General features: G+C 50.5%; 8 protein-coding genes. 6 read left to right on the top strand and 2 right to left on the bottom strand.

What is annotated here, in order from left to right; all coding sequences use genetic code 11:
* The first annotated feature begins 100 nt into the window (after nucleotides 1-100).
* The 5 genes from ACES2C_RS04065 (at nucleotide 101) to ACES2C_RS04045 (ending at nucleotide 8,498) form a co-directional block, all read left to right on the top strand.
* On the top strand, nucleotides 101-748 hold the full coding sequence (locus ACES2C_RS04065; RefSeq protein ID WP_374165729.1) for a TetR/AcrR family transcriptional regulator: 648 nt from the start codon (nucleotides 101-103) through the stop codon (nucleotides 746-748).
* Nucleotides 749-781: 33 nt separating this feature from the next.
* Nucleotides 782-2,161, top strand: coding sequence for a TolC family protein (locus ACES2C_RS04060; RefSeq protein WP_374165728.1), 1,380 nt, complete (start codon nucleotides 782-784; stop codon nucleotides 2,159-2,161).
* A 5-nt stretch (nucleotides 2,162-2,166) separates the two neighbouring features.
* The gene (locus tag ACES2C_RS04055) at nucleotides 2,167-3,219 is read left to right on the top strand and encodes an efflux RND transporter periplasmic adaptor subunit (protein WP_374165727.1); all 1,053 of its coding nucleotides are present in this window, start codon (nucleotides 2,167-2,169) and stop codon (nucleotides 3,217-3,219) included.
* A gap of 11 nt (nucleotides 3,220-3,230) precedes the next feature.
* Nucleotides 3,231-6,287, top strand: a complete 3,057-nt coding sequence (locus ACES2C_RS04050) for an efflux RND transporter permease subunit (RefSeq protein ID WP_374165726.1) — start codon at nucleotides 3,231-3,233, stop codon at nucleotides 6,285-6,287.
* A 78-nt stretch (nucleotides 6,288-6,365) separates the two neighbouring features.
* On the top strand, nucleotides 6,366-8,498 hold the full coding sequence (locus tag ACES2C_RS04045) for a DNA topoisomerase 3 (RefSeq protein WP_374165725.1): 2,133 nt from the start codon (nucleotides 6,366-6,368) through the stop codon (nucleotides 8,496-8,498).
* Nucleotides 8,499-8,523: 25 nt separating this feature from the next.
* Here the strand turns inward: ACES2C_RS04045 and ACES2C_RS04040 are convergent, their stop codons facing one another.
* A complete protein-coding gene (locus tag ACES2C_RS04040; protein ID WP_374165724.1) occupies nucleotides 8,524-9,627 on the bottom strand; it encodes a DUF2891 domain-containing protein in 1,104 nt (367 codons plus the stop codon).
* Between the two features lie 109 nt (nucleotides 9,628-9,736).
* On the opposite strand from ACES2C_RS04040, the gene ACES2C_RS04035 reads away from it, so the two are divergent.
* Complete coding sequence (locus ACES2C_RS04035; RefSeq protein WP_374165723.1) at nucleotides 9,737-10,870, top strand: redoxin domain-containing protein; 1,134 nt, start codon at nucleotides 9,737-9,739, stop codon at nucleotides 10,868-10,870.
* A 234-nt stretch (nucleotides 10,871-11,104) separates the two neighbouring features.
* Here the strand turns inward: ACES2C_RS04035 and purD are convergent, their stop codons facing one another.
* Nucleotides 11,105-12,376 (bottom strand): phosphoribosylamine--glycine ligase, encoded by a 1,272-nt coding sequence (gene purD / locus ACES2C_RS04030; RefSeq protein ID WP_374165722.1) that lies wholly within the window; start codon nucleotides 12,374-12,376, stop codon nucleotides 11,105-11,107.
* Nucleotides 12,377-12,536: the final 160 nt, after the last annotated feature.

Genomic DNA, 12,536 nt, shown 5'->3' with positions numbered 1-12,536 from the left:
GTGGCATGAGCTCATTCTGTCGTGGTGAATAGTAAAAATAAAAAAAGTTTTCTGGGATATTAGCATTATTAACGGTGTTAACTATATTTGCGGTGTTATTATGGGAATTAAGGAAAGAAAAGAACGGCATCGGGAGGATTTGAAGCAGCTAATACTGGATAAGGCGAAGGCGCTGTTTACCCGCTACGGGTATGAAGCTACCTCTATCAGGAAAATAGCAGCGGAGATTGAATTCAGTCCTACTACCATATATCTCTATTATAAAGATAAGAGCGATATCATTTATGCGCTGCATCAGGAGGGCTTCAAGTTAATGGGACAGAAATTCTCTGTGCTGGCAAACGTAGAACACCCCTTCGAGCGGCTCAAAGCAATGGGCAAGGCGTACATCCAGTTCGCGCTTGAAAACCGTGATTTCTATGAATTGATGTTCATCATGCGCGAGCCATTGGATTTTCTGGACGCACATTGTAATAACCTGGAAGGAGAGGGCTGGCCGGAGGGGTTCACCACGTTTAACTTTTTGCTGCAGACAATTGAGCAATGTCAGGGCATAGGTTACTTTAAGGGGCAGGAGACTAAGTCGTTTTCCCTTCTCGTGTGGGGTACTATGCACGGCCTGTGCAGCCTCACTGTTCACGGTCACCTGGGACATATGGCTAAAAGTCACCATTTTTTTGAGTCAGGTGAAGATGCGCTGAATGCAGCTTTCGGGAACTTCATAAAAGTATTAGAGGGAATGAGTTAAAAAATTTTGCGCCTAATGTTAACAGTGTAAATAATGAGAACAGTATTAATATCATGTACGATTTTTTTATTTTGGTTTCCATCTGCGCCGGGAGTGGCGCAGGAGACACAGCAGTCAAATCCGCTTGAGGGATATGTTAAAGACGCGTTTAAGAATAACCTCGTTCTGCAGCAAAAGGATGTCTCGCTTGATAAAGCAATGCTGGCACTTCAGTCGGCCAGAAGCTTGTTCCTGCCGTCTGCGGGCTTTCAGTTAAGCTACCAAACAGCAGATGGCGGTCGTCAGATTCCCCTGCCTTTGGGCGATCTTTTAAACGGGGCCTACGCCACACTCAATCAGCTCACACAGACCCAGGCTTTTCCGCAGCTCGAGAATCAGTCTATCACCTTTCTGCCCAGGAATTTTTATGACGCGAAAGTGCGAACGACGGTGCCTGTCCTCAACACCGACCTGATCTACAACAAGCAGATCAGCCAGCAGCAGGTCAGGTTGCAGGAGTATGAGGTGGAAACTTACCAGCGTGAGCTGGTGAGGAACGTCAAGTCCGCCTACTTTAATTACCTCAACGCACTGAGGGCTGTGGGCATCTATCAGTCATCGTTAACCCTGTCGCTCGAGGGAAAGCGGGTGAATGAGAAGCTGGTGGAGAACGGAAAAGGGCTGCCGGCATACATCATTCGGGCAAACAGCGAAATTGCTGCTGCCCAGGCACAGGTTACACAAGCCAGGCAGCAGGCAGAGAACGCAAAGCTCTATTTCAATTCTCTGCTAAACCGGGACGGAAGCAGTGATATTGATACTGCCTATGATGCTGACGCAGCGCTGACTCTCGCCATGGCGCAGTTGTCGGGCGGAGCACCAGGCGCCGAGCGGGAGGAGCTGAAGGCGTTGCAGCAGGCAGTCAAGTTAAATGAGACGATTGTGAAGATGAATAAGAGCTACGCAATTCCGAAGCTGAGTGGATTCCTCGATCTGGGGAGTCAGGCGGAGGGATGGAAGTACAACAGCGACTCACGCTACTATCTGGCAGGTCTGCAGATGGAGGTGCCCCTTTTCGCCGGCAACCGCAATCATAACAAGGTGAAGCAGGCGAACCTGGATCTGAAGAATGCGCAGCTCAGCCTCGCTCAGGCGCAGCAGCAGCTTGCCCTGAGCAGCAGTGTTTCTGTCAATAATCTAAAGTCGGCATGGGAAACATACCTGTCGTCAAAGGCCCGGCTTGCGGCGGCGGAAACGTATCAGCGCCTGATCGAACGTGGCTTCAGAGCTGGGACAAATACATATATAGAAACAGTAGACGCACGGGGGCAGCTCACTGCGGCCCGGCTTGCATTCACAATCAGTAAATACAATGTCCTGACGGCTTCTGCTAACGTGGAGCGTGAAATGGCATCGTACAACCTTGGCAAATAGAACATATGAGTAAGAGAATCATTTTAAGTGGCATCGTTGCCGCAATCGCGATGCTGGGCCTTTCCTGCAGCAATACGCAGGAAGGGAACAACTCTATTCAGGACGATATTATACCGGTAAAGCTTCAGGCTCTGGAACAGGGAAGCAGCGGCTCGACTATTAAAGCGTCGGGCGCTTTTACTACTGATGACGAGACTGTTCTTTCTTTCAAGACGGGAGGCGTCATTAACCGCATGCTGGTGAAGGAGGGCGATCCTGTAACCCGTGGACAGCTCCTGGCCACTCTTAACCTGACAGAGGTGAATGCCGGTGCAGAACAGGCTGTTCTGGCAAAGGAAAAAGCAGAGCGGGATTACCAGCGAGCTTACAGGCTCTACAAAGACAGCGTGGCCACGCTCGAACAGATGCAGAACGCGAGGACAGCACTGGATGTGGCCCGTCAGCAGCTGAAAGCTGCATCGTTCAACAAGAATTACTCGGAAATCAGGGCTGCTGCAAGCGGATATGTCCTCCAGCGCTTTGCCAACGAAGGGCAGGTGGTTGGCCCGGGTACTCCTGTACTGCAGGTAAATGGCGCCGGAAGCAGTAACTGGCTGGTGAAGGTAGGTGTAAGCGACAAGCAGTGGGCTTCTATCAGGAAGGGTGATCCTGCGACAGTGCAGAGCGATGCATTGCCGGGTCAGCAGCTACCGGCACAGGTGTATAAGAAGTCAGAAGGAATAGATCCCTCTTCGGGGACGTTCATCATTCAGCTCAGGTTAAGTAGCAGCGCTCCCTCCGCTGTCGCTTCAGGCATGTTTGCCCGGGCGGAAATACGTCCCCGTCGCAAAACTGCGGGCACATGGGCAATTCCTTATGATGCCCTGCTCGACGGCGATGCCGGGAAGGGCTATGTTTTTGTGAGCAATGACGGAAAAACAGCGCAGCGGAAAGAGGTGAGAATAGGAGACATCAGGCGGGATAAAGTGCTGATCACCGGCGGATTGGAAAATTGCAGGTATCTGATCATTTCGGGTAGTCCTTATCTGAATGACGGCTCCCGGATTAAAGTAAAATAAGGGAGGGCGCTATGGATATCTCTAAATATGCAATAAAAAACTACCAGTTCACCCTCATCATGGTGCTCATGGTGGTGGCAGTAGGTGTGAGCACACTACTCACCATGCCAAGGGCTGAGGATCCGGATATGAAAACGCCGCAGTATCCGGTGGTGGTGATCTATCCGGGGACGAGTCCGAAAGACATGGAGCAGCTTGTGGTGAAGCCTCTTGAGTCGAAGCTCTACGGCCTTGATAACATCAAGCGGATCAAGACGAACATTCTGAACGGACTGGCAGTACTGAATGTGGAGTACCGGCACGGCAGTAACGTAGAGGATAAGTACCAGGAACTGATCAGAGAGATCGGTGCGATGAGGGCCCAGCTGCCGCAGGATATTTATAGCATTGATGTACAGAAGGTGGAGCCTTCAGGCGTGAATGTGCTTCAGATTGCCATGATCTCTGAGAACGCTTCGCGTACCCGGCTGAAGAAGTGTGCCGAAGACTTGCAGGATGAGCTTGAAAAGATCAAATCACTAAAAGATGTCAGGATCCATGGCCTGCCGCAGCAGCTGGTAAGGATCGATGTGCAGCCTGATAAGCTGCAGCTGCTGCATATTCCGGTTTCTGCTGTCATGCAGGCCGTGCAGAGTGAGGCCGGGAATATCCCCGGGGGCAGCATTGTTGCAGGTGGTAAGGCATTCAGCGTGAAGACAAGCGGCAACTATCAGAGTATCGATCAGATCAGGAATACCATCGTGGGCAGCAGTGGCGGAAAGAATATCCTGCTGCAGGATGTGGCCTCGGTTTACCCCGACTTTGCTCCCGAAACGCATCTTACGCGTCTGAACGGGCATCGCTGCCTGTTCGTGACTGCTGCCCAGAAAGAAGGTGAAAATATAAGCACCACTCAGGAGAAATACCTGCCCGTTATTGAAAAGTTTAAGAAGAATATGCCGGCTAATATCGATCTGGTTGTAAATTTCGATCAGGCTGATAATGTCAATCATCGCCTGAAGGGCCTTGGTATCGACTTTGCTATTGCTGTGCTCCTGGTGTTGTTTACCCTGCTGCCTCTGGGACAGCGGGCATCGGTGGTGGTCATGATCGCCATTCCTCTCTCGCTTTCCATTGGTGTGGTGCTTGTGCATTTTCTGGGGTACAGCCTCAACCAGCTGAGTATAGTAGGCTTTGTTGTGGCACTCGGACTGCTTGTTGACGACAGCATTGTGGTGATAGAGAATATTGAAAGGTGGATGCGGGAAGGGCATTCGCGGCTGGAGGCCTCTATCAAGGCAACGCGGCAGATTGCGATGGCTGTTGTGGGATGCACGGCGACGCTTGTGATCGCCTTTATGCCCTTAATGTTTATGCCGGAGGCTTCAGGCGACTTCATCCGAAGTCTTCCAACGGCGGTCATCAGCTCAGTGCTGGCGTCTATGCTCATCGCGCTGACCGTTGTGCCCTTTCTTGCCAGCAGATTGCTAAAACCTCACGAGGATCCAAATGGCAACGCTGTATTACGAGCTTTTCAGAAGGTGATCCACGGTACGTATGCCGTTATGCTGGATAAGGCCTTGAAGAAGCCCTGGCACACCGTTGCTATAGCTGTGGTTATCTTTTGCGCCTCGCTTGCACTTATTCCTGTGATAGGATTCAGCCTGTTTCCTTCGTCCGAGAAACCTCAGTTTCTCATCGATATCTCGTCGCCCCTTCAATCGAATATTTACTACACCGACAGCATCACGCGGCAGACTGAGCAAAAGCTGAAGAGCATGCCCGAGGTGCGGTACTTTTCATCAAATGTGGGCAAGGGAAATCCGAGGATCTATTATAATGTGATCCAGCAAAACGAGCGCAGTGATCTTGCCGAGATCTTTGTACAACTGCAGCCGGATGTCCGTGCTGACAGGAAAGCTGAAATCATTACCGAGCTGCGTCACGCCTGGACTCCCTATCCGGGCGCGAAAGTGGAAGTTAAGGATTTTGAGCAGGGAATACCGATGATATCGCCTGTAGAAGTACGGCTTTTTGGTGATAACCTGGACACCCTTCAGATGCTTGCCGGCCGCGTTGAGGCACTTCTGAAAAAGACGGAGGGTGCAATTTACGTGAATAACCCTGTAAGAAACAATAAGACCGATATACGTGTGGACATCAACCGGCAAAAGGCGCTTGCTCTTGGCGTTCCGGCTGTTAATATTGACCGCACCGTGCGAATGGCCCTGGCAGGTGTTGACCTTGGTATTTATTCAGATCCGGCAACAGATGATGACGACTACGTTCTCAGGATGAGCATCCCAAGGCCTTCCTATCCTGATCTCTCTGTTTTCGAGGGGATTTACGTGAATAACGTGCGGGGCGGCTCCGTCCCCCTGAGTCAGCTGGCTTCGTTGCGACTGGAGTCTTCTCCTTCCAATATTAACCATATCAACAAGGAAAGAACGGTTTCGGTGAACAGTTTCGTGCAGAAAGGATTCCAGAACGATCGGGTGATCCAGGATGTTATATCGAAGATGGATCAGATGAAACTTCCGGCGGGCTATCACTACGAGATGGGCGGTGAAGTGGAGACCACACAGGAGTCGTTCGGCGGCTTCGGAACCATTATTCTGATCACTGTATTCCTGTTCATCGCTGTGCTTGTGCTCGAATTCAAGACCTTTAAGAGCACGCTGATCGTTCTCTCGGTTATTCCTCTGGGAATTGTAGGGGCTGTTCTGGCATTGCTGGTTACCGGCCATACGCTTTCCTTTGTTGCTACAGTGGGAATTGTGGCCTTGGCTGGGATTGAAGTGAAAAACACGATTTTGCTGGTCGACTTTACCAACCAGCTTCGCCGGGAAGGCATGGCTCTGAACGAGGCAATTGAGAAGGCCGGAGAGATAAGGTTTCTGCCCATCATCCTGACGTCACTCACCGCAATAGGAGGCCTTTTGCCTATTGCGTGGTCGAGCAATCCCCTTATCTCACCGCTTGCAATTGTGATGATAGGAGGACTCATCAGTTCTACCCTGCTGTCGCGGGTGGTAACCCCTGTGGTTTACAAGCTGATGCCGCCGGTGATCAGGGAGGATGAGGAATAAAGAGGGTGCCGGGAACGGGCAGGGTGGAAATTTCGATAGGAAGCGTGGGCGATTAAATCCGTATTTTCGCAGATCAATATGAAAGTTGTTATTGCGGAAAAGCCTTCTGTGGCGCGTGATCTGGCAAAGGTTTTTGGAAAGACGGTGCGGAAGGACGGATATATTGAAGGGCCCGGATACTCTTTTACCTGGGCATTCGGTCATTTGATTCAGCTGGCGCCACCCGAAGCTTATGGATTTAAAGGTTGGCGCGCCCAGAATCTGCCCATGCTGCCTGAGCGGTTTAAACTGGCGGTGAGACAGCAGAAGACCGCCGATGGAATGGTAGACGATCCGGGCGTGGTGAAACAACTGAATGTGATCAAACAACTGTTTGACGAGGCTACCGAGATCATCGTGGCTACGGATGCGGGGAGGGAAGGAGAACTGATATTCCGTTATATCTATTATCACCTTAAATGCCGGAAGCCCTTTAAGCGTTTATGGATCTCCTCGCAGACTGATGAGGCTATCAAAAATGGCTTCCGCAACCTCAAGCCCGGGACAGAATACGATACTTTGTTCTTCTCAGCACAATGCCGTTCTGAGTCTGACTGGATTGTGGGGCTCAATGCAACGCAGGCTCTGACGATAGCAGCGGGAAACCGGGGGGTGCTCTCTCTGGGGCGCGTGCAAACTCCCACGCTCGCCATGATATGTTCCCGTTATCTGGAGAACAAGAACTTCAAGCCTGAAATATATTATCAGGTAGCTATTCACCTGACTAAAGACGGTATGCCCTTCAGGGCTTTGTCTGTCAAGAGTTTCAAGGATAAGGAGTCGGCAGAAAAGGTGCTCGATGAGGTGAAGGATGTTGCCTCCGGAGAGACTGCAGGGGGACTGGTGCAGAAAGTGGAAGTGAAGCCAAGGAAGGAGCAGCCCCCGCTATTGCATGACCTCAGCAGCTTGCAGCAAGAAGCGAACAAACGAAAAGGTTACACGGCGGAGCAAACCCTAGGCCTGGCGCAGACGCTCTACGAGTCAAAGCTCATCACGTATCCGAGAACGGGAAGCCGCTACATTGGCGAGGATGTACTCGCCACTATTCCGGAGCTTATCGGAAATTTGACTTCTCATCCTCTGTTCGGCAAACAAGCAGCTGCTCTGAAAACGGCAAAGCTCAATAAGCGCAGCGTAAACGCAGCGAAGGTGACGGATCACCACGCCTTGCTTCCCACTGAAAATATACCCGGGCCTCTTTCCGCTGAATTACAGGCCGTGTACGACCTCATCGCCGGCAGGATGCTGGAAGCCTTTCATCAGGAATGTAAAAAGGAGATCACTAAAATTACCATTGAGTCGGGTGCCCTGTTCGTGGCAAATGGCACCGTTATTCAGTCGCCCGGCTGGCGCTCCGTGTTCAACCAGAAGGATGATGAAAAGGAGGAGGAAGATAATGCTACCCTGCCGAAGGTGAAGCAGGATGAACGACTGCCGGTAGAGAAGAAGGAACTTCTGGAAAAGCAGACCAAGCCAAAGGCTTTGTATAATGAGGCCAGTCTGCTGAAGGCCATGGAGACCTCGGGAAAGGAAATAGAAGATGAAGAGCTGCGCCAGGCCATGAAGAACTCGGGCCTGGGTACTCCGGCTACACGTGCCGCCATCATTGAAACCTTAATTACCCGCGACTATATCAAGCGTGAGAAGAAGCTTCTTCTTCCAACCGACAAAGGCCTGGCAGTTTATGAACTGGTGAAGGACAAGCGTATCGCCCAGGCAGAACTTACGGGACTGTGGGAGAAGCGGCTGGAAGAGATCAGAACGGGCGCATCGGTCTCGGACTTTAAGAACGAGATCAGGGAGTATACCAGGACGATCACGTCGGAGCTGTTAAAAGCCGGGAAAGATCTGAATCTGCAGGAAGAGGATGAGCCTTTGCAGGAGGGGGACGTAGTATGCCCTCATTGCCTGAAGGGTGCGCTCCGCTTCAGAGACAAGGCTGTGGGCTGCAGTCGCTTTCAGTCGGGCTGCAACTTCGTGATCTGGCGCACCATGTCGGGAAAGACGCTCACTGATGAACAGATCATGACCCTGGTGCAAAAAGGGAAAACAGACGTAATAAAGGGTTTCAAATCGCAGGCGGGTAAAGTGTTTGACGCGGCGCTGCTTCTGTCAGGAGGTAAAGTCCACTATATCTTTGCTCCCCGGGAAAAAGAAGAAGAGCAGCATTAGCTGGCTGTAAATCTGTCCCTTCAGACTATTGCATGGTCAGGGCGTATACGGCGAATGATGCCAGCCAGTGTTCTCCCATATAGTCGCCGCTTGCCACGTTAGGCAGGGCTGCCCGCAGGTGCTTGTTGGCGAGGTTCATCAAAGCAGCCTTATTTTTATTGCAGTGCCTTGCTATTCCATACAGATCCCAGGCGCGGCTAAGGTTCAGCCCGTCAAGGTGAACCAGTTTCCCGTCTGTCCTGTCCTTTACCTCTCCCGGAGCGAGATCGATATTAGGCTGAAATAGTACGGGGAGGAAGCGCATAATCCACTCCTGGTACTGTGCGGCAGGGAGGATCCTCCACATCAGGTCGGCTTCTTCCAGGCTGGGGCTCAGGAAGTCTGATCCTCCCGGTTCCCAGGCGATCGGTGCATTCTTGTCATTCCCGTAGAACTTTAAGGCAGTTTCGCGGATCACGGCCTGAAGTTTCGGATCCCGCGCGTTAAGGGAATAGTCCCAGGCCAGTCGCAGGCCGAATGCCAGGTTGGAATGTTCACCCACCCTTACCGGGTAGACCATCTTGGGAAGGTACTCCTGATACATACCGGATATTTTCGCTGCTAAAGGTGCTACATTAGCGGACAGCTGCTTGCCCAGCGGATCGTTCCAGCTAAGCAGTTCATTCTGCAGCTGAAGCAGCCAGGCCCAGCCGTATGTTCGTTCAAAGCCTTTATTTTCTTTTGATTGAAAGATCTTCAATTCCTGCAGAATATTGTCTGCACTCAGGTTTTCTGCTAATTTTCTTTTTATTTCAGCTGCCTCAGGAAGGGCGGGGAACAGCTTCAGCAATCTTACCAGCATCCAATGACCGTGTACGCTGGAGTGCCAGTCAAAGCATCCGTAAAAAGCAGGGTGATAGCTGCGGGGAGGCCCAAGGAGAGAACTGTCGGGAAAGGTAACGCCGGTTTTATACGGAAATTCCTGCTGCATGCATTTAAGCGGCAGACGTGCGAAGTGAGACGCCCCTTCCGCAGTCAGCACGTAACGGGCATTTTCGACGCGGTAGTGGGGAGCCTGAGCTTGCGCCATAAGTGAAATAAGAAATAAAATAAAGGAAATGGGGGCGGTTTTCACACTATATAAGCTCATCCTGTAAAAATACAAATCCCTGCGGTTATTCGCATGACTCCTTGTTTCCTGGTTTGAGCTGCGGGTACTAAAATAGAGGAATTCTCGTTTTTGCTTATATATTTACAGAATGAAAAGAATTGTATTGTTAGGGCTGGCAGCTATTCCGGGGTGTTTATTTGCCCAGGGAGGAGCCTATACTCTTAAGGGTAAAGTAAATAACTATAACGCTCCTTCCAAGGTTTTTTTAATCCATGCCGGGGCGGATGAAAACACAATCACCGACTCTGCCGTACTTGCAAATGGTCAGTTTTCTTTTAAAGGAACGGTTGCAGAGCCTGTACCGGCAGTACTAATTCTGGACGTTACCGGCAAAGGCCTGAAAAGCATGACGAGCAGGCCCGACGGGTTAAGATTGTTCCTGGAAAAGGGAGATCTGGTGGTCTCAGCCTCTGATTCGCTTTCAAAAGCAGCAGTGACGGGGAAGGTGAACGAGGAAGATAAAAAGCTGAAAGGGCAGTTGAAAGCTGTTGAGGGAAAGATGATTGCCCTGGGTAATGAAGTCAGAGCGGCATCTCCCGAGAAGCGCCAGTCAAGAGAATATATGGAGGGCATGGGTAAGCGCTACGAGGCTTTGATGGACGAACAGAATCAGGTTCTTCAATCCTTTATCAGGGAAAATCCGGGGAGCTATGTAAGTTTGGATGCGGTGAAGAGCCTGGCAGCCAACTCAAAAGACCCGGTGCTGGCTGAAAGCATGATTAGTATGCTTTCGGATAATTTAAAGGAAAGCCCTTCCCTGCAGCCTCTGCTCTCGCAATTGGAGTCCCAAAAGCGCGTTGCTGTTGGAAGCCTTGCGATGGATTTCACACAGAATGATCCCTCGGGAAAGGCTGTGAAACTTTCTGACTTCCGCGGAAAATATGTCCTTCTGGACTTTTGGGCATCGTGGTGCGGCCCTTGCCGTCAGGAGAACCCTAATGTTGTAAAGGCTTATAATAAATACAAAGACAAAAACTTTACGGTTTTAGGCGTGTCGCTCGATCGCCAGAACGGGAAAGATGCCTGGCTGAAGGCTATAAAAGATGATGGTTTAACATGGACCCATGTTTCGGACCTGAAATTCTGGCAGAATGAGGTAGCTGTAAAATATGGTATCCAATCCATCCCAAAAAACTTTTTGATCGATCCTCAGGGCAAGATCATCGCTACAGACCTTCGGGGAGAGGAACTCGATAGTAAGCTGGCGGAGATACTCCACTAACGGGGCTGAAATCAGCAGGATCGGCGGAAGTCCCGCATATCCTGCAGGCTTTAGAACGCGATAGTTGCATGGAGGTTCGATGAATGCCTGCTGAAGCGGGCTAAAGACGAGAAAAGCAGCTGGCTGAATTCTTTTCGATAATTCGATGAAGAATTCACCCAGCTGCTTTTTATATCTAAATTAATAGGCGCGGGGAGAGGAAAACGGCCCTCTGCCTGGCCCTCATTCTGCTGATCAGAGTAAGTCGAAGCCGATGTCAGCGCGGAAATACCGGCCGTCGTAATATACTCGTCCGGCATCGGCTACGGCCTGCTGTACAGCATCGAACATGGTATCGCCCAGAGCGGTCACGGCAAGTACTCTGCCCCCGGCTGTTCTCACCTGTCCTTCATGGAGGGTAGTGCCGGCGTGAAATACATGCGAGCCTCTTAGGTTTTCAAGCCCTGTTATCACCTTGTCTTTCATATACTGTCCGGGGTACCCGCTTGAGACCAGCATAACTGTAGCGGCAGTCTTGTTTGAAATGACCAGCTCTTTTTCGTGAAGATTTTCATTGGCTACACCCAGTAAAAGGTCGACAAAGTCGCTTTCTATCCTTGGAATGACACTTTCTGTTTCCGGATCGCCCATGCGTACGTTGTATTCAATTACAAAAGGTTCTCCTTTTACGTTCATCAATCCAATAAAAATAAAGCCCTTGTAATGAATTTTATCGATCTTCAACCCGCCTATTGTTGGCTTGATGATGTCGTTTTCAACTTTTTGCATAAAGACCGAATCGGCAAACGGGACGGGTGATATAGAGCCCATACCACCGGTGTTCAGGCCAGTGTCTCCTTCGCCTACCCGTTTGTAATCCTTTGCTTCCGGCAGGATCTTATAGGAATGTCCGTCGGTAAGAACGAAGACCGACAGTTCGATGCCTTCAAGGAACTCTTCAATTACAACCGTGCTGCTGGCTTCTCCAAACTTACCGTCGAGCATCTCAATAAGTTCTGCCTGTGCTTCTTCTACTGTCTGGCATATCAATACTCCTTTACCTGCTGCCAGGCCGTCGGCCTTTAGTACTACCGGGACTTTATGCGTTTCCAGGTATGCAAGTCCGTCGTTTAAGGAGTGTTTGGTGAAGGAAGCGGATGCTGCGGTAGGGATGTAATGCCTTCTCATGAAGGCCTTGGAGAAGTTTTTGCTGCCCTCAAGCTGCGCACCTTCCTGGTTCGGCCCAATAACAGGAATGTCTTTAAGGTGCTCGTCACTGAGAAAATAATCATGTATGCCCTTAACCAGCGGTTCTTCCGGCCCGACTACAACAAGGGAGATCGAGTTCTCCAATACGAAGGTCTTTATCCCATGAAAATCAGTGACCTGAATGTTGACATTGGTGCCGTATGCATCGGTTCCAGCATTGCCCGGGGCAATAAATAATTCGGTACATAGCGGACTTTGAGAAATTTTCCAGGCGAAGGCGCTTTCTCTTCCCCCGGAGCCAAGTAAAAGAATTTTCATCAGAGTGACTTGTTTTTTAGTGGCATGGCTTGTTTCTTAGCAAGTTATGGTTTGCCCCTGGCCATTTTTGCCACAGCTTTAAATGTAAAGCAAAGATAAGCTTAAACCTGAGACACGAAAGCAGAAAGATAAAGGGCTTGTGCACGGAGGCCGGGATGGT

It is taken from the genome of Arcticibacter sp. MXS-1, assembly GCF_041902385.1.
Classification (GTDB): domain Bacteria; phylum Bacteroidota; class Bacteroidia; order Sphingobacteriales; family Sphingobacteriaceae; genus Arcticibacter.
The sequence above is the reverse complement of the archived record's forward strand: the minus strand, read 5'-3'. Positions and strand labels throughout refer to the sequence as shown.